The following is a 17,886-nucleotide window of genomic DNA, read 5'->3' on the forward strand; positions in this document are numbered from 1 at the left end:
AGGAGGGACGAAAAGGCAAGGACGGGCGGCGCGCTCTCTGGCGCCGCCGTCGCATCAGGCCAGGGCAAGGCGGTGCGGTGCGGCCTGCCGAGGCTTCAGTCGAAGCAGGTCAGGTGCAGGGTGCGGCGTCGCGGCCCATCCAGCTCCACCAACACGAGGCGCTGCCAGGTACCCAGCAATAGGCGGCGCTGAGCATAGGGCACCACCAGCGATGGCCCGATCAGTGTCGCCAGAATGTGATCGGGCGTATGGGCAGGATCGTGCGGATGCCGATAGCGGATCGACGGCAGCAGGCGGCGCAGGGCCTCGAGAAAATCGAGATCGGTGCCCGGGTCGAGATCCATCGCCGTCACGGCGCAGGTTGTATGCGGCACAAAGATCGTACACAGGCCGCTCTCTCGCTGGACATCGTGGAGATAGCGCGCCACCGTATCCGTAATGTCGATGATCTGATCCTTGTCGCGGGTTTCAACAGCCAGAATCTTCATCTCAGCCATAGGTTACTCCTCCTGGATGTTGCAGCAGCGTCTCTCTGTCTTGGCAACCCGGCGAGCGCAGAACAGTCCAGCCCGTGCGCGCGATCACAGAGGGCCATCCGATCCGGCCTCTCGTTTGCAGCCGCGCGACCACTCCTGGTAGCCAGCTCTCTAGCTGGGTTTGCGTCCGCAGATGGTCAAGGCATAGCAGAGGCCGACGTGGTCCTCGCTGAGCATCTCCACCAGCATCCGCTCATAGAGGGTATCAAACTCGGCCTCGCTCAGCGAGGCGAAGTGCAGCAAGAAGGGTTTCGTCAAGGCGAAGGCCACCTCGGCATCTTTGACGCTGATAGCGTACATGTCGCTGCCATAGGAGCCATCGACCACATAGGGCACCTTGCGGATGGTCCCAAAGCCGGCCTCCAGCAGCAGCTTGCCGAGCATATAAGGGACACCGCTGGTGTGGCCATCGACCGAAAAGGTGCGCTTCAGACGGGCCAGGGCCGTGTAGAGATGGCCCATCATCGCCTGAAAGGCGGGGCTATTGGTCACTGTTAACTCCGGCTCTGAGAGGCGCAGCAGGCCGCCGGGGCGCAGCAGGCGCCAGCACTCAGCGATCAGCGACCGCCAGCTCTCTTGATCCATAAAGGCGAAGATCCAGCGGGCGTTGATCAGATCAAACGAGGCATCGCGAAAGGCCAGGGGCTGGCGAGCATCCATTACCTCGAAGGAGACGTTTGTCAAGCCGCGCACGCGGGCCTGGGCGAAGGCGTAGCGGATCATCGTCTCGCTGATGTCGAAGCCGACGATCTCCATCGAGGGATGGGCTGCTGCCAGGGCGAGGGCCCAGCCACCGGGGCCACATCCGATATCAAGGACCCGCTGCACGCCGCTGAGTTCCTCGGCTGTCCATTCCGGCAGCAGGCCGCCCATCGCCTGCGTCAGCAGCTGGTCCTGCATCATCAGGCGCGACGTTTCGGCGGCATCCTCAGCATCGATCGTATATTGGCTCTGGGCTGTAGGCTCGGAAGAGGGGGCAGGGTGATCAGAGGTAGCCATTGGTTTCTCCGTTCCGTCCTTTCTCTGAACTCCAACGAACGGTGAGGCCAGGCGCATTCAGAGCCGGCAGAGCTGGGTCGGCAGGAGCGCTGAGCTTCCTCAGCGCTGTCGCTGTCGATCACTCCTCTGCCAGCGGTCTGCGTCGGCATAGCAGGCAGACGGGCAGGCACTTTATCGCTGTATCGAAGACGCCAGGTGCTCGTGGGCGCGAAAGGCAGCCCTTCCTTCTCGTTTGCGGCCAAGGCAACCCACAGGGACACGTTCCAGGATAGACTATCAGGAGTGGCAAGTCAAGCAGGAAGAGGTAACACAGCAGCCCGGCTTAGTTGAGCACTGTCCAGGGGTGCCAGCTGCCGTCAAACCACAGGTGCTGCAGAGCATTTGTGTCGGCACGAGCAAATATATCGATGTATGCGGGCCCCCAGGAGATGGCGGTTGGCGACGAGACCAGGCGTCCACCGAACGATTCCCAGGAGTGCCAGCTGCCGTCGTAGGCCAGGTGCAGGAGTGAGCCGGCGGGCGAGCAGGCGAAGACATCCAGGCGTCCGGCTCCCCAGGAGGCCACGGTCGGGTCGTAGATGAAGCTGCCGCCGAGGGACTCCCACGGCCCCCACCTCGTGCCAAAGGCGCGGTGCCAGAGGGCGTTATCGGCGCCACGGGCGAAGACATCGAGGCGGCCCGGCCCCCAGGACACGGCTGCCGGGGCTGAGGTGATGACGCCGCCCAGCGATTCCCAGTCATGCCAGAGGCCGTCGTACCACTTATGCCAGAGGGCGTTATCGCTGCCGCGGGCAAAGACATCGAGGCGCCCGGCTCCCCAGGAGGCCACTGCCGGATTGGAGGTCAGCGAGCCGCCGAGGCTCTCCCAGTCGTGCCAGGAGCCGTCAAACCAGCAATGCAGCAGGCTATTGTCGACGCCGCGCACGAAGAGATCGAAGCGCTCAGGGCCCCAGGCCACGGCCACGGGATCGAAGGCCAGCGAGCCGGTGAGCCGCTCCCAGTCGCGCCAATGCCCATCGAAATGGCGATGCCAGAGCGTATTGTCGGCGGCGCGGATGAAGAGGTCGAGCTGGCGGACGCCCCAGGAGGCCAGAGCTGGCCGGCTGTTAATGCCCATGATGAGGGCCTGAGCGGTCCCCTGGGCCTGCGGCGTTGGTTTGGCCGGCTGCCTGGTAGGCGAGGGTGACGGTTTGACCTGGGCGGTGGCCGTCGGATGAGGATGGGAGACCGGGGCAGGGCCTTGCCGTCCCAGCAGGCTGCTCAGGGAGGCAAGCTGCTCCTCCAAGGCGCTCACGGCGAGATCGCCGGTTGCGGCGCTGAGGAGGGCCAGGGCTCCGATTCTGAGCAGGGCCTGGCGGCGCGAGAGCGGCTGCGTCTCTGGCAGAGGCTTGCCAAGGGGCAGCGCCTTCAGCGTGGCCTGTAGCCAGCGCAGCGAGCGCCGTGGCAGCAGGGAGGGTGGAGCGGGAGTCACAGGTACCGCTGGGAGCAGCGCCGCGCTCGGCTTGCTGGCGCCGGCACTGGCGGCTTCGGCCTCGACGCTAGCGAGGGACGGGGGCGATACTGCGGCGGCCTCAGCCTCGGCAGAGCCGGCTGCAGGGCTGTCGGCACGAGCTTCGGCGGCGGAGGATTCCGCGCTCTCTGGGCGCTCGGCACGCGCCAGCAGGGCGGCGGACTGAGCGGCCTGGCGCCCCGTTTCAGTAGCCGAGGCCAGACGAGCGGGCAAGAGCAGTGGTCTGCCAGGCCGCTGCGGCTCCGGCTCTGGCGCGGTGGGAACGGAGAGGGTCAGACGGGTCGCCGGAACCTCAACGGTCGGTTCATCGGCGGCCTGAGCGAAAGCGGCCTCCAGGGCGCGGGCAAAGTCGGCGACGCTGGCAAAGCGCTCGCGCGGGTCTTTGGCCAGGGCCTTGAGGACGACCATCTCGATGGCCGGCGAAAGGGCGGGCTGCTTCTCGCGCAGCGGCGGCGGGGGCGCCTGCAGATGCTGCAGGGCGACGAGCATCTCGCCCCCTACAAAGGGCGGACTGCCGCAGAGCCACTCGTAGACGACCACCCCTAAAGCATATTGGTCGCTGGCCGGCGTTGGTGCGCCGTCGATCTGCTCCGGCGCCATATAGGTTGTGGTGCCGGCGGCATTGGGCGGGGCGTACGGCGTGCGCGTCACTCCCGCCCCCGGGGCGCGCATGGCGATGCCAAAGTCGCTCAGCAGGAGCACAAAGTTGTCGCCGAGCAGCATATTCTCAGGCTTGACATCGCGATGGATGATCTGGCGCTCGTGCGCATACTGCAGGGCTGCTGCCATCTGACGCACGTAGGAGAGGACGCGCCCCGGCGTCAGAACGCTGCCAGTGGGATGGCGCTGGCGCAGTGAGCCGTAGGGGGCGTAGTTCATGACCAGATAGGGCGTCTCATCTTGAATGCCGAATTCCAGGACACGGATGATGTTCGGATGCGAGAGACGTGCAATGGTGCGCGCCTCGGCCAGGAACTGATTGAGAGCGTCCTGGGTCAGGCGCGTCTGCAGCACCTTGATCGCCGCTGGTGTCTTGAGATAGATGTGCTCGCCCAGGTAGACGCGGGCAAAGCCGCCGCTGCCAAGCACTTTGAGCAGACGGTAGTTACCGAGTTGTTGCCCTGCATAGTCTATCATCGGCCCGTCTCAACCCTATCCTCTGATTGCGTTGCGTGCCTTGTCTGTTTTCCAGAGATGCTTTCCTGTGCTTCGCTGTGTCTCGCCGTGATGCGCTTCGCTGGAACAGCCGCCTTCCTACTTCCCTTGGGCTTATTATAGCCTACACTCCCTTTTTTCGGGACAAAAGTCCCATTGAACGGGAGAAAATAGTACTTCTAGCATCACTTTTTTCTGGAGTCTGCTTGCTCGGTGGAGGGACGGCTGTCAGTTGTCGGCCCACGCGCTCAGCGGCTATACTGAAGCATAGCGGTCAGTCGACGGCTGATCTTCGCGCTTCCCGCGTCCAGCCCGACCAGGTCTGGCCAGGGAAGGAAGGGATTGGCCTCTAGCAGTCTATCAGCCCGTACGTAAGGCTATGAAGGGAGCGACGAGCAAGGCCCTATGTTGAATGATCCCGTTTTGCTCAACGATTGGCATGTGGTGGCGTATGCGCCGGCTTTACCCGAGCGTCAACCAGTGGCGGCGCGCTTGCTTGATGAGGATCTGGTCCTGTGGAAGGTTGACGGACGGGTCCATGTCTGGCGCGATCTCTGTGTGCATCGCGGCGCGCGTCTCTCGCTGGGACGCGTTGAGGATAGCTGCTTGATTTGTCCGTATCACGGTTGGACCTATGATGAGGAGGGGCATTGTGTGCGTTTCCCAGCCCATCCTGACCAGAAGCCGCCGGCCACGGCCCACGCGCGCGTCTATCGGAGCTGTGTGCGCTACGATTGGGTCTGGGTGACGCTGGGTGAGCCTCAGCATGATGTGCCGGTTTTTCCCGAGTGGGATGATGCCAGTTTCCGCAAGGTGCACACCGGCCCATACTCAATTGAGACCAGTGGGCCGCGCGCTATTGAGAATTTCCTTGATGTGGCGCATTTTCCGTATGTGCATGCGGGCCTCTTGGGCGACCCGGGCCATGCGGCGATCAATGATTATACGGTGGAGACGGGCGAGGATGGCATCACGGCGCGCGATATTACGGTCTGGCAGCCGAACCCTGATGGTAGTGGCCAGGGCGCAGAGGTGACCTATACCTACCGCGTGCTGCGTCCGTTAACGGCCTATTTTGTGAAGACGTCGCAGGGGCCGCGCTTTGCGATGTTCTTTACGGTGACGCCGGTGAGCGAGCGCCGTTGCATCGGCTGGCAGTATGTGGCTTTGAACTATGGGGAGCAGAGTGAGGAGGAGATTCGACGCTTCGAGGATATGGTGATGCAGCAGGATGTTCGCGTGATTGAGTCGCAGCGTCCTGAGCTGCTGCCATTGGATCTGCAGGCAGAGCTGCATCTGCGCTCGGATCGCACAGCTATTGCATATCGCCGCTGGCTGCGCCGCCTGGGGGTGACTTTCGGGACAGCCTAGGCTGGTTTGAGGTGTTCTTTTTGCCTGTTTAACAGGAAAAGCAGCGTAGAGGCTGTTACTGCTGGTCTTGTTATTCGTCCTTCACTATAGAAGAAGGCGCACAAAGAGGGGCAACCAATGAGCGCGACTTCTCACCCGCCCGAGGTGACGCGGCTGGTTTCGTACCGACGCTGTGTAGAGCGCATCCGCTGCGCCTGGCCGGCTTTTCTGGAGCGTCGTGCGGGTGGTCGTCATGCCATGAGAGACGAGCAGAGTTCTTCCTGAATGAGGACCCATGATTGTGGCCTCAGTCTCCTCAGCTAGCGTATACTCGCAGCTCGTCCCTTTTCTATGCGAGGGGAGGCGGCCAGAGCGGTGTTGTAGGCGGCGTTAGAGCCGGCGGCACCTGCTCTGGCCGCCTTTTTTGTTGCAGTCAGACCCTCGACCGCGCTTTTGGTCTGCCGCATCCGGGCCGACTGGGGAAGAGCAGACAGCAGTGGGCGATCGCTTTAGCAGTCCGCTCCAGCAGTTACCTACGGCGCCAGGAGGCTTGTGAGGAGGTTTCGGCACGTGTATAATAGAGCCTCGCTCAACTCGACTCCGCTGCAGAAGGAGGTCCCTTGTGCCGCGCAAGAAGAACGGGAAGCCGGGGAACAAGGGCAATGGCCATCAGGTTGATCCCCAGATGGCGCAGAATCCGGTCTTGCCACTGGCGCTGCGCTCCGATGAGCATTTGACGATCGCTGAGCTGGAGCAATGGCTCTGGGATGCCGCTTGCGCGATCCGTGGGGCGACCGATGCGCCGAAGTTCAAGGATTTTATTCTGCCGCTGGTGTTCTATAAGCGGCTCTCGGATGTCTTTGACGATGAGTGCAGAGAGTGGAGCAGGCACTTCGGCGATGAGGCGGTAGCGCAGCAGTTTATTGAGGAGGATCACCGTCAGGCGCTGCTGGAGGGACGCAGGCCGATGGTGCGCTTTCTGATTCCGGCGGCCTATCGCTGGGAGCAATTGCGCAATCATGGTCTGGCTGGGTTGGGTGAGTTTGTTTCGGAGGCGATGCAGCAGGTGGCGAAGCTGAATCCGGCGCTCGATGGGGTGATCAATGTCCGCGATTATAATGAGCGCCAGGGCGGTCAGCGGACGCTGGACGATGAGCGGCTGGCGGCCTTGATCGAGGTGATCAGTCGCCATCGCCTGGGTTTGCGCAATGCGGAGCCGGATGTGTTGGGCCGCGCCTATGAGTATCTGCTGCGCAAGTTTGCTGAGGGCCAGGGGCAGAGCGCGGGCGAGTTCTATACGCCGAAAGAGGTGGGCTGGCTGATTGCGTCGCTGCTCGATCCGCGCCCGCGCAGTACGATCTATGATCCGGCCTGCGGCTCGGGCGGGCTGTTGATTAAGGCGCGCCTCTATTTTGAGGAACACCATCCCGAGGAGCATAGTAAGGCGCCGCGCCTCTTTGGGCAGGAGCTGAATCCGGTGACATTGGCGATTGCCAAGATGAATATGTTCTTGCACGATTATACGGATGCGCTCTTGCTGCCAGGCGATACGCTGCGCCGGCCCGGTTTTGTGGCCGAGGGGGCCGGCTTGCGTCGCTTCGATTATGCGGTGGCTAATCCGATGTGGAACCAGGATGGCTACGATGATGAGTTTTACGATCATGATCCGTATGGGCGCTGTCAGGGTTTTGGAAAGCCGCCCGCCAATTCGGCAGATTGGGGCTGGATTGAGCATATCTATGCCTCGCTGAATGAGCAGGGACAGGCGGCGGTGGTGCTGGATACGGGGGCGGTCTCGCGCGGCTCGGGGAGTAAGAATAGTAACCGCGAGCGCGAGATTCGGGCGCGCTTTGTGGAGCGGGATCTGATCGAGGCGGTGATTCTGCTGCCCGATAATCTGTTCTACAATACGTCGGCGCCGGGCATTGTGCTGTTGCTGCGTCGTCAGAAGCCGGAGGAGCGACGCGGTCAATTGTTGCTGGTGAATGCTTCGCAGCTCTTCGTGAAGGAGAAGCCGAAGAATGTCTTGAGCGAGGAGGGGATCGCTTCGATTGTAGAGGTCTACCGGGCCTGGGAGTCGCGCCCGCGCTTGAGCCGGGTGATTACGCTGGAGGAGGCGCGCGCGACGGATTATAATTTGAGTCCGTCGCAGTTTGTTGATACGACCCCGGCGGCGAGCTATCGCCCTCTGCCGGAGATCCTGGCCGATCTGGCCCGCGTTCGTGCCCAACGCGAGGAGGCCGAGCGGGAACTGGAGAGGCTTCTCTCCAAACTGAGTATAAAGCAGGCACCGATAGAGCATGGCTGGTAGCTGGAAACGTGTCCCTCTCGCTGAAATTGCAGAGTTTACAAGCAAGCCTAGAGAAGTGCGGCTTACAGACTATAAAGCTATTCCTTTTGTACCTATGGAGCTGATCCCTTCCGATAAAATAGCTATTGACGGCTTCTTAATGAAAGATCCATCTGTAATATCAAGCGGCACCTTCTTTAAAGAGGGGGACATCCTTCTCCCCAAAATTACGCCTTCTTTCGAAAATGGTAAGCAAGCAATAGCTGAAGATTTACCTTTACCATTCGGGCTAGCAACTACAGAAGTCATACCATTAAGAGAAAAAGCTAATATTAGTGACAAGCTCTTTTTATTCTATTTCTTACTCAAAGGTGATGTCCGACAGAGCTTAGCCAGCAGGATGGAAGGGACAACGGGACGACAAAGGCTCAACACCGAAGCGCTGAAAACCCTACCTGTACCGCTCCCCCCTCTTCGCGAGCAGCGGGCCATCGCGCGTGTGCTGCGCGCCGTGCAGGAGGTGATGCAGGCCCTGCGGCGCGAGCTGGAGCTGGAGCGCGAGCGCAAGGCCGCCCTGATGCACCACCTCTTTCGCTACGGCACACGCGGCGAGCCAACCAGGCAAACGGAGATCGGCGAGATCCCGCAGAGCTGGAAGGTGGTGAAATTGGGTGAATACTGTTATCACCCTGAGTATGGCTACACGGCAAGTGCGAAGAACTGGCCAGTGGGACCTAAATTTCTTCGGATTACAGACTTGAATGGCTCATCTATTGATTGGTCTCATGTTCCCTATTGTGAATGTCCAGAACAATTAAAAGATGCTTACTTATTACGCAATGACGATATCATTGTAGCACGCATAGGAGCTACCACTGGTAAAGCGCAATTGATTACGAATTGCCCAGATAATACAATATTTGCCTCTTACCTTCTACGCATACGGATCAGTCGCCAGAGTTACTTAAAACCTCATTTCGTAGCATACTTTTTCCAAAGTGATTTATATTGGAGACAGATTTCTCAAAATAAAGGAGGAAAACTAAAGCAAGGAATAAATATACCAATTATCGAAAATCTACTCTTACCATTAACAAGAATAGATGAACAAGATTTCATATCGGGCATCCTTACTAGCATTGATGCCAAAATCGCCGCCCTTGAGCGGGAGCTAGCCCTCTATCAAGAGCTTTTTCGCGCGCTGCTAGAAGAACTCATGAGTGGTCGTCTCTCAGTTCAGCCGCTTCTGGAGCAGGAGCCGGCATGAGACACGTAGAAGGGAGTATAACATCGTGGGCAAAGAAGAGCGAACCGTACAGGACCCCCTTATCAAATACACCGGCCAGATCGGCTGGCACTTCGTTGACGCCAGAAGCGCCCTCCAGCGGCGCGGCGGCTCCCAAGGCCGTTTCTTCCGCGACACCCTGGAGGAGCGGCTCATCCGCCTCAACCCCGGCCTCGTCACCGACGAGCGCGCCAGCGAGATCGCCAACCTCCTGGCCAGGCTCCCCGCCAGCATCGAAGGCAACCGCCAGGCCCTTAGCTGGCTGCGCGGCGAGCAATCCCTCTACATCCCCGCAGAGAAGCGCGAGCGCAATATCCGCCTCATCGACTTCGACCAGCTCGACAACAACATCTTCGAAGTCACCAAAGAATGGCCCCAGCGCAACGACCTCTACACCAACCGCGCCGACATCATCTTTCTCATCAACGGCCTCCCTGTCGCCATCGTCGAAACCAAAAAAGCCACCCTCGCCGAGGGCCTCAGCCTCGGCGTCGACCAGCTCCGCCGCTATCACCGTGAAACCCCTGAAATGCTCGTCCTCCCCCAGGTCTTCGTCGTCACCCAGCTTTTCGACCTCTACTACGGCGCCACCTGGAACACCGACCGCAACAGCCTCTTCAACTGGAAAGAGGTCGTCGGCCCCCTCAGCACCTTCGAACAAAAGGTCTGCGACTTCTTTGATCGCCGCCGCTTCCTGCGCGTCCTGCGTGACTACCTCATCTTCCTCACGCGAGACGACCAGCTCAGCAAAGTCATCCTGCGCCAGCATCAGATGCGCGCCGTCGAAAAGGTTGTCGCCCGCGTCGAAGAGGGCCAGAAGCGCCGCGGCCTCATCTGGCATACCCAGGGCAGCGGCAAAACCCTCACCATGCTCACCATTGCCGCCCGCCTCCTGCACGCTCCCCAGCGCGAAAAGCCCACCGTCATCATGGTCGTCGACCGCAACGAGCTAGAGCAGCAGCTCTTTAAAAACATCCAGGCCTACGGCCTGGGCAGCGCCAAAGTTGCTGAGAGCAAGAAGGACCTGCAGGACATCCTCGACTCCGACTATCGCGGCCTGGTCGTCACCATGATCCACAAATTCGACGGCATCCGCCCCCAGAGCAACCCGCGCAAGAGCATCGTCGTCCTCGTCGACGAGGCCCATCGCAGCACCGGCGGCGACCTGGGCACCGAACTCATGGCCGCCCTGCCCAACGCCACCTACATCGGCTTCACTGGCACCCCCATCGACCGCCTCTCCCAGGGCCAGGGCACTTTCAAGGTCTTCGGCAGCGAAGACCCCGAGGGCTACCTTGACAAATATTCGATCGCCGACTCCATCGCCGATGGCACTACCGTCGCCCTCAACTACGCCCTGGCACCCTCCTCGCTGCGCGTCGACCGCCAGACCCTGGAGCGCGAGTTTCTTGACCTGACCGAGGCCCAGGGCGTCAGCGACATCCAGGAGCTGAACGCCATTCTCGACCGCGCCGTCAAGCTCAAGGAGATGATGAAAGCCCCCGAGCGCGTCGACGCCATCGCCCGCTTCATCGCCGAGCACTTCAAGCAGAATGTGCACCCGATGGGCTTCAAAGCCTTTCTGGTCACCGTCGACCGCGAAGCCTGCGTTCTCTACAAGCGCGCCCTTGAGCGCTACCTGCCCGTCGACTGGATCGAGGCCGTCTACTCGCCGTCACACAAGGATAGCGGCGACCTCAAGGCCCTGGCCCTCAGCGAAGATCAGGAGCGCGCCATCCGCCGCGACTTCCTCAAGAAACACAGCCTGCCCAAGATCCTCATCGTCACCGAGAAGCTGCTCACCGGCTAGGACGCCCCCATCCTCTACTGCCTCTACCTCGATAAACCCATGCGCGACCATGTACTGCTGCAGGCCATCGCGCGCGTCAACCGCCCCTACGAAGACGGCGAGGGCCAGGTCAAGCCCTACGGGTTCATCCTCGACTTCGTGGGCCTCTTCGACCAGCTCGAAAAGGCCCTGGCCTTTGACTCCGACGTTGTACAGAGCGTCATCCAGGATATCGAGCTCCTCAAGCAGCTCTTCGCCTCCTGGATGCAGAACGAGGCCCAGCCACACCTGACCTACGCCCGCGCCCTCAAGGACGACCAGGGCTACGAGCGCGCCCTGGAGTACTACTTTGACGACAAGCAACGGCGCCAGGATTTCTTGACCTTCTTCCGCCGCCTGCAAAACCTTTACGAGGTCATCGCTCCCGATGCCTTCCTTCAGCCCTACCTGGCAGATTACCAGGCCCTGGCCGAGCTGTACACCATCGTCCGCCGCGACCTTGACCTGGCTCCTGTCGACCACGAGCTGACCGCCAAGACCAAGGCCCTGCTGCGCTCGCGCACGAGTAGCAGCGCGCCAACAGCCCCAGAGGCCGTGCGAGAGCTGAGTCTTGAACGATTGCAAGCCCTCAAGAATAGCCGTCTCTCTTCTTTAGCAAAGATAATCAATTTACGCAAATTGCTCTCATTGACCGTCGAAACCAAAGCCAGACAAGAGCCGCATCTCGTCTCGATCGGCGAGCGCGCTGAAGAGGTAGCGCGCGAGTACGAGGCGCGTCACGTCGCCACTCAGCAGGCCCTCGACGAGTACGAGAAGCTGGCCGAGGAATATCTGCACGCCAGCGAGGAGCGCCAGCGCCTGGGCCTGGGTAGCAACGCCTTTGCTATCTACCAAGAGCTGCGCCGGCAGGTGGTCACCGCCAGTCCACAGCAGGCCCTGGCTCTTGATGAGGCCTTTAAGCGCTATCCTGACTATGAGTGGAATCCTACCCAAGAGAGCCACTTGCGCGCCGAACTCTATCGCCTGCTGTATCCTATCTGTGGAGTCACGCTAGCGGTGAGTCTTGCCTCAAAACTGTTACGACTGGAGCGAGTAAAAGAAGCATGACACCGCCCAAAAAGAAAGTGAAGCGACAACCTGCAGAAGAGCCGCAATACTGGTACGACGATGAAGAACTCCGCTGGGCCGTACGCTACTGGGCGGCGCGCATCGGGGTCAAAGTGCCCCAGGTGCGTTTCCAGCGCATGCCCGATGCCTGGGGACGCATCACGCCAAACGGCTGGCTGGCTCTTGATCCCAGCTTGCTGACGCTGCCGCGCCCCCTGGGGGAGCTGGTGATCGTTCACGAACTTGTGCACCAGCTCGCGCCCAATCATGGCCGGGTCTTCAAACTCTTCATGCATGCCTATCTGCCAGACTGGGAGGAACGAGAGCGTGAGCTGCAGCGCTACGCCCAGCCCTCTGACGAGCACCGGCCAGCCCACTAACGAAGCTGGCACCCAGGCGAGGAGGGACTGAGGCCGGCCAGATCTGCTCTGACCCCCCTTCTGGCCAGTGCCCGTTCGTCTTGGCCTTCTGCTGCAACTCACTCGTCTAGCCAGGCTGAGATAGCGCCTGCCTGTCCCGACCCGGCAACGCTTGCAGGAAAGCAGTCTCTACCGGTACAATGATAGAAAACGCGACCTGTGAGGCTGCACGGCGCCAGCATCCTCTCCAAACTGTAGAACAGACAAAACAGATCTGGACTCATGATTGATCCAATGCTGACCATGCTAGCGCCGTCAGAGCGACCTGAGCAGCCCAGCCACAGGCACCTGTCCGCCCGCCCGCCCATCAGTCTGCGCCTGACCAGTCGAGGAACTGGCCAGCCACGACGGCCAACGCCATACAGCAGTAGCAGGAGAGAGGAGGTCCGCGAACCGGTGAGCAGTCCTCTGATCAGCGATATCAGCAGCCGCCGTCGCTGCCACAGTCGAACACGAGTTAGCCAGCGCTTCAGGCAAGGCAGAGCAACCCGCTACGGGCGCTACATCAGCTACCTCGGCTCGCTGGGCCGCGCCAGCCGGCGAGCTGTCCAGGCGACACGCCAACGTGCCCCCGCCTGGCGGCACGCTGCTTTCTCACGCTATGTCTTCGCCTGGCTTGCCGCCTATCTCTACGGCTCGCTGCCACTTGTCTACTGGCTCGGACGACGCAGCGGCGTCAACCTGCGCAAAAGCGGCTCGGGCAACGTCGGCGTCTCCAACCTGCTCAGCAGCGGCAAGCGGGGACGACGCTGGGCAGTGCCAGCAGCCCTCTTCGACGCCTCCAAAGGCTACCTGCCAATCGGGATTTGCCGCCGCCTGGGCTACCCGCGCGAGGTAGCTGAATTGGCCGGCGTCTGCGGGGTCATGGGCCAGTGCTGGCCGCTCTTCTTGCGCTTCAACGGAGGGCGCGGCCTGAGCGCTTTTCTAGGGGCCGCCCTGCAGATCAACCGTCGGGGCGGACTCCTGGCCCTCTCAACCCTGGCCAGCGGTCTCCTCTGGCGCCTTGGCTCCCTGCTCTCCCACTACCGTGCGCCCATGCAGACCGCTCGCTGGTCCTGGACCAGTCACGGCACCAGTGCCACAACGACGCGGAGCAAGGTCGTACCCTTGAGCGGCCTGGCCGCGATCCTGCTCTTCACGCTCATCTGCCTGCGCGAGCATGAACGCACCCAGCGCCAGCAGCTCATTCCTCCCCTGCTGGCCGCCCTGCTTCTGCTACGCCGCCTGACCGCTCCCTTGCCCGACGATGCCGAGCACGGTCCCACGCGCCAGCCCGCTGCCCTGCTCTATCGCCTGCTCTACGATCGCAACACGCCCAACTAGCGGTCGCCCAAACAGCGCACCAGCAACACCAGAAACAGACAGGGCCAGTCAGTCTGGGGCAGACCCACGCCCCTGAGCGATCTGCATCCAGAGGGCAGAGGACGAGTAATCAGCCTGGCCCGACGCTGACCGCCGTCCATCCTCTGCCTCAGCATCGTTCTTTGAGCAGGCAGCCCCAGACCTGCTTGACCTGGGTATGGCCCGCCTGGTCCAGGTGGAGCAAGAGCACCGGCTTGTTCAGGACGTTGCCGTCGCTGCCAAAGGCAATTGTTCCTGTAATCCCTTGCCAGGCTTGCTTGCCGGTAATCTGCAGCAGACTCTGCTGCACGCGCGCCCCCGTTACTGGCTGGCGCTGCTGGAAGAGGCGAGCGCAGGCTTCCGCCAGAACGGAGACAGCGTCATAGGCCAGCATGCTATCGGCGTCCGGTCGGGTGTAGCCGTAGGGGCTGTGACCGGGTGGCGTCGGCCCGAAGCTCGCTGCGTAGGTTTCCAAGAAGGTCTGCATCTGGGGCAAGGTCTGCCCCTGCCACTCATCGGGAAAGGCGAAAGCTGTGAAGTAGAGGCGCCCGCTGCGAAAGGCAGGACGCGCCTCTTGGGCATAGTTGCCATAGATGTAGAGGGCGTCGCCCCCCAGCACCAACGGACAGGCGGTCGTCGCCAAGGCCCCCAACGGCTGACAGGGTGGCAATGCCTCCAGTAGCTTGCTGACATCGGCAGAATAGCCCGCGAAGTAGATCAGATCGGGCTGACTACGCAGAGCCTCTTGCAGGAGATGGGGCAGGTTGCCAGGCTGGCCAACGTGATATTCTTCGGTGGCCGTGATCTGATGGCTGGCATCCTCGAAAGCCAGACGAAAGGAGGAGGCTAGACTTTGACTATACTTGTCGCGCGGGTCCTCAAAGAGAGCAACCCGCCGGGCCTCCAACGTCTGCCGCGCATAGAGAGCGGCGTCCTCGCCCTGGAGAGCATCCGGTGGAGCAATGCGCGCGAAGTAGGGCAGATTGCGCAGGTCATTGCCCGAGGCAGTCGGCGAGAGCATTGGCAGATGGGCCTGATCAACCAGTGTGACGCTTTCGCTGACATCCCGGCTCAGCTCCCACCCAATGATTCCCACGATGGGCGCCCTGCCCTCGGAGGCCACCGCAGCCTGAATGATCTGACAGGTGATCTGAGCCGCTCCGCTACTGCCAGCGTTGGCCAGCAGCAGGCGCATTCGTAGCGTATGAGTATCGTTAAAGATGCGCTGAGCGATATAGGCCCCCTGTAGCACATCCCGCGCTCCGCCAAGATACTGCGGCGTGAAGCGTGTGGCAACCACCAGAGTGATGGTCGGCAAACCACTTTGCTCAACGGCAACGTCTTCTGCGTAGATGCGCGCCTCCGCATCGTTCGTCACTTGCTCGGCAGCGCTTTGCCAGAGCGACTGCGCCTCAGACAGGTTGCCGGCATTATACTGCTGCGCCGCCTCCTGCTTGCGCGCCAGATCAGGCAGGCTGGCGTCTAAGACCGCGGAGCCATCGCTGATGCCGATCAGCTCTCCATTGGAAGCCTTCGTCACGCCCAGATAGGCCGAAGAGGCCAGGTTATTGCGCGGCAGGCTGCAGCTTGTTGCAGAGGGAATATGTGGCCAGATGTGCGGCACGATATTCCAACCGAGAAAGACCAGCAAGAGCACGCACGTGAGTATCATCCAGAAGCGCGTCTTCGCCACCAGCGTGGTTAGATCCTCTCCGAGGGCCTTCAGCAGCCGAATGAAACCCATGCGCGCCTCATGAAACTGCAGGACAACTCCAACGACGCCGATCAAAAGCCCGATGAAAGCAGTCAGCTGAGCGGAGCCGCTTGCTTTGTAGCAGAGCCAACAGAGGATAATGATGAACAGGAGCAGAAAGCCCAATTGGGCCAGGCGTCTGCTCATGCTGGTCCCCCTCCTTCCTCTCCTGGAAGGAACGTTCAGGACTAATAGATCTCTCCTGATGTAAATAGACGCGGCAAAATGCGGCTGCTTGCTGCTCATTATAGTCTATCGGGTAGGGTCTGCCTATTTGTGCCTTTTTCTCCCGGAGAGACCGAGTCCGGCCAGCCTGGCGCAAGGGAATGGCCTGTACTATGATAAAAGAGTAGTGGCCCGGGCATGAGGTGAAAGCAGCGCAGCGCGGAGGGACCAGCTGCCGGTGTCGCAATGACACGCTCTCACCTCGTTCGTTCGCTCGCTCGCCGGCAGGCAAGGAGGCCAGAGAAAGAAGGAGTCCGGCCCAAGTCGCGGAAGGAGCACTGGCGACTGAGTCCGGCAGAGCGGGAGGGAAAGATCATCGAGGAGCAACAAGGGAGCAATGCAGCACAGTGTCTCGTTGACCGGCGGGCAGGCAGTAGTAGCCAGCCTGCGCGCCCACCATATTGAGGTCGTTTTTGGCATTCCGGGAGTGCATAACCTGCCGATCTACGACGCCCTCTACGATGAGCCGGGGATACGTCACATCCTGGCACGCCACGAGCAGGGTGCAGGTTACATGGCCGATGGCTACGCGCGCATCGCTGGGCGCCCTGGCGTGGCCCTGGTCATCACGGGGCCGGGCGTGACCAATATTGCCACGCCGCTGGCCGACGCCTATGCCGATTCGCTACCGCTGCTGGTCATCGCCACCAGCCTGCCGGGCGAGGCCGGCGGTCGCTCCTGGGGCCGCCTGCACGAGCTTAAGGACCAGCTCGGGCTAGCGCAGGCCCTGGTTGGCTGGAGCCATGAGGTGCAGCGGGTAGCCGCGATTCCGGAGGTCATCGCTGAGGCTCTGCGCCAGATGCGCACGAGCCGGCCCCGCGGCGCCTTCCTTCAGATTCCGCTCGACGTGCTTGAAGCTCAGGAGACTATGCCGCTGCCCGCCCTGGAGGAGGGCGAAGAGCCAGCGGTGGCCCCCGCAGAGGAGACTGTTCAGGCAGCGCTGGAGCTGCTGCAGGCGGCACACCGACCTGTGATCATCGCTGGGGCCGGAGTGACCGCGGCTGGAGCAAACCATGAGCTGCTGCGCCTTGCCGAGCTGCTGCAGGCCCCGGTCTTGCTTGGAGGCAAAAGCCACGATGTCTTGCCCAACGATCACCCACTGGTCATCACGACGCGCGGCGCCCCGTCGCGCACGCTTGGCCCACTGCTGAGCCGCTCCGATCTGGCCCTGGTCGTTGGCAGCAAGCTGGGCATGCAGCGCACGACGCTGCCCGCCCTGGAGCGTAGCCGCAGTGGGTCGGCAGAGGGGGGCCGCCTGCCCCTGCCGGAGAAGCTGATCCACATCGATATCGATGCCGGTGAGATTGGCCAGCGCTATCCGGCCAGCGTCGCCCTGGTCGCCGATGCGCGCCTGGCCCTGAGTGCCCTCCTGACGGGACTGGAGGAACGGGCAGGACAGTACGAGGATCGCCGCGAGGAGGTGGCCGCTGTGCGCGCTGCTTTGGGCGAGCGAGCGCAGCGGATCTACGGCGAGGTTATGCCCTGGCTGGAGGCCCTGCGGACGGCCCTGCCGCGCGAGGGGATCGTGGTGGCCGATATGACAATGGCTGGCTATGCTGCCGCTCAGGCTTTTCCGGTCTACGAGCCACGCAGCTTTATTCATGCCTCTGAGCTGTGTTCCATTGGAACGGGCCTGCCGCTGGCTTTAGGGGCCCAGCTGGCCGCGCCCCAGCGTCCAGTCGTGGCTCTTTGCGGCGATGGGGGCTTTTTGCAGAATGTGGGCGAGCTGGCTACGGCAGCACAGGAGCGCATTCCGGTGGTTACTCTTGTCTTCAATGATGCTAGCTATACGGCGGTGAAGAACGATCAGCTGCAGCGCTTCCCCGGACGCAGCATCGCGACAACACTGGTGCCGCCTGACTTTGTGAGCCTGGCCCGCGCCTTCCATATCGAGGGCCAGCGCGTCGAGACCCCCGAGGAGCTGGCTCGGTCGCTGCATGCGCGGCTGGCCTTGCCACCGGAGGAGACACGCCCTCTGCTGATCGAAGTGCCGCTGAGACAGCACTGAGATCAGCTCGCAGCGTTTCTGAGAGAAAACAGCATCTGACAGGCCAGGTGCTGTTTTTTCTCTCTCCACTGCCTGCTTGTCCTTTCTCTCCTGTTTTGCTATCCTATAATAGGAAGAAT

The 17,886-nt window shown here is 61.6% G+C and carries 13 protein-coding genes; 9 read left to right on the top strand and 4 right to left on the bottom strand.

Features of this window, described 5'->3' with window-relative positions:
• Window positions 1-95: 95 nt before the first annotated feature.
• The 3 genes from N688_RS16620 to N688_RS16630 all read right to left on the bottom strand — a co-directional run bounded on the left by N688_RS16620 (window position 96) and on the right by N688_RS16630 (window position 4,182).
• Window positions 96-497 carry a secondary thiamine-phosphate synthase enzyme YjbQ gene (locus N688_RS16620; protein ID WP_202901946.1) on the bottom strand — a complete coding sequence of 134 codons (402 nt, stop codon included), beginning with the start codon at window positions 495-497 and terminating at the stop codon, window positions 96-98.
• Between the two features lie 150 nt (window positions 498-647).
• Window positions 648-1,535, bottom strand: a complete 888-nt coding sequence (locus tag N688_RS16625) for a class I SAM-dependent methyltransferase (RefSeq protein WP_052890329.1) — start codon at window positions 1,533-1,535, stop codon at window positions 648-650.
• Between the two features lie 322 nt (window positions 1,536-1,857).
• Window positions 1,858-4,182: a DUF8189 domain-containing protein gene (locus tag N688_RS16630; RefSeq protein ID WP_052890330.1), complete on the bottom strand. Its 2,325-nt coding sequence runs from the start codon at window positions 4,180-4,182 to the stop codon at window positions 1,858-1,860.
• A 423-nt stretch (window positions 4,183-4,605) separates the two neighbouring features.
• Between N688_RS16630 and N688_RS16635 the strand changes: the two genes are divergently transcribed.
• The 8 genes from N688_RS16635 (at window position 4,606) to N688_RS16660 (ending at window position 13,763) form a co-directional block, all read left to right on the top strand.
• Window positions 4,606-5,571, top strand: coding sequence for an aromatic ring-hydroxylating dioxygenase subunit alpha (locus N688_RS16635; RefSeq protein ID WP_052890331.1), 966 nt, complete (start codon window positions 4,606-4,608; stop codon window positions 5,569-5,571).
• 117 nt (window positions 5,572-5,688) lie between these two features.
• Window positions 5,689-5,835, top strand: coding sequence for a hypothetical protein (locus N688_RS22945; RefSeq protein ID WP_156025478.1), 147 nt, complete (start codon window positions 5,689-5,691; stop codon window positions 5,833-5,835).
• A 337-nt stretch (window positions 5,836-6,172) separates the two neighbouring features.
• Window positions 6,173-7,861 carry a type I restriction-modification system subunit M gene (locus tag N688_RS16640; protein WP_202901947.1) on the top strand — a complete coding sequence of 563 codons (1,689 nt, stop codon included), beginning with the start codon at window positions 6,173-6,175 and terminating at the stop codon, window positions 7,859-7,861.
• Window positions 7,851-9,107, top strand: coding sequence for a restriction endonuclease subunit S (locus tag N688_RS16645; protein WP_052890332.1), 1,257 nt, complete (start codon window positions 7,851-7,853; stop codon window positions 9,105-9,107). Before N688_RS16640 ends, N688_RS16645 begins: the two co-directional genes overlap by 11 nt.
• 25 nt (window positions 9,108-9,132) lie before the next feature.
• Entirely contained in the window at window positions 9,133-10,935 is a 1,803-nt protein-coding gene (locus N688_RS23390; protein ID WP_202901948.1) for a type I restriction endonuclease subunit R, read from the top strand.
• Between the two features lie 9 nt (window positions 10,936-10,944).
• Window positions 10,945-12,021: a type I restriction enzyme subunit R domain-containing protein gene (locus N688_RS23395; RefSeq protein ID WP_420341020.1), complete on the top strand. Its 1,077-nt coding sequence runs from the start codon at window positions 10,945-10,947 to the stop codon at window positions 12,019-12,021.
• Window positions 12,018-12,401, top strand: coding sequence for a M48 metallopeptidase family protein (locus N688_RS16655; RefSeq protein WP_052890333.1), 384 nt, complete (start codon window positions 12,018-12,020; stop codon window positions 12,399-12,401). Before N688_RS23395 ends, N688_RS16655 begins: the two co-directional genes overlap by 4 nt.
• Window positions 12,402-12,662: 261 nt before the next feature.
• Window positions 12,663-13,763: a glycerol-3-phosphate acyltransferase gene (locus tag N688_RS16660; RefSeq protein WP_081838940.1), complete on the top strand. Its 1,101-nt coding sequence runs from the start codon at window positions 12,663-12,665 to the stop codon at window positions 13,761-13,763.
• Between the two features lie 148 nt (window positions 13,764-13,911).
• On the opposite strand, the gene N688_RS16665 is transcribed toward N688_RS16660, so the two are convergent.
• Complete coding sequence (locus N688_RS16665; protein ID WP_052890335.1) at window positions 13,912-15,681, bottom strand: ABC transporter substrate-binding protein; 1,770 nt, start codon at window positions 15,679-15,681, stop codon at window positions 13,912-13,914.
• Between the two features lie 415 nt (window positions 15,682-16,096).
• On the opposite strand from N688_RS16665, the gene N688_RS16670 reads away from it, so the two are divergent.
• Complete coding sequence (locus N688_RS16670) at window positions 16,097-17,767, top strand: thiamine pyrophosphate-binding protein (RefSeq protein ID WP_052890336.1); 1,671 nt, start codon at window positions 16,097-16,099, stop codon at window positions 17,765-17,767.
• Window positions 17,768-17,886: the final 119 nt, after the last annotated feature.

The sequence above is a fragment of the Thermogemmatispora carboxidivorans genome (assembly GCF_000702505.1).
GTDB lineage: Bacteria > Chloroflexota > Ktedonobacteria > Ktedonobacterales > Ktedonobacteraceae > Thermogemmatispora > Thermogemmatispora carboxidivorans.

Coding starts and splice junctions, on each gene's coding strand:
- N688_RS16620 (WP_202901946.1), bottom strand. CDS start 497: ATGGCTGAGATGAAGATTCTGGCTGTTGAAACCCGCGACAAGGATCAG.
- N688_RS16625 (WP_052890329.1), bottom strand. CDS start 1,535: ATGGCTACCTCTGATCACCCTGCCCCCTCTTCCGAGCCTACAGCCCAG.
- N688_RS16630 (WP_052890330.1), bottom strand. CDS start 4,182: ATGATAGACTATGCAGGGCAACAACTCGGTAACTACCGTCTGCTCAAA.
- N688_RS16635 (WP_052890331.1), top strand. CDS start 4,606: ATGTTGAATGATCCCGTTTTGCTCAACGATTGGCATGTGGTGGCGTAT.
- N688_RS22945 (WP_156025478.1), top strand. CDS start 5,689: ATGAGCGCGACTTCTCACCCGCCCGAGGTGACGCGGCTGGTTTCGTAC.
- N688_RS16645 (WP_052890332.1), top strand. CDS start 7,851: ATGGCTGGTAGCTGGAAACGTGTCCCTCTCGCTGAAATTGCAGAGTTT.
- N688_RS16655 (WP_052890333.1), top strand. CDS start 12,018: ATGACACCGCCCAAAAAGAAAGTGAAGCGACAACCTGCAGAAGAGCCG.
- N688_RS16660 (WP_081838940.1), top strand. CDS start 12,663: ATGATTGATCCAATGCTGACCATGCTAGCGCCGTCAGAGCGACCTGAG.
- N688_RS16665 (WP_052890335.1), bottom strand. CDS start 15,681: ATGAGCAGACGCCTGGCCCAATTGGGCTTTCTGCTCCTGTTCATCATT.
- N688_RS16670 (WP_052890336.1), top strand. CDS start 16,097: ATGCAGCACAGTGTCTCGTTGACCGGCGGGCAGGCAGTAGTAGCCAGC.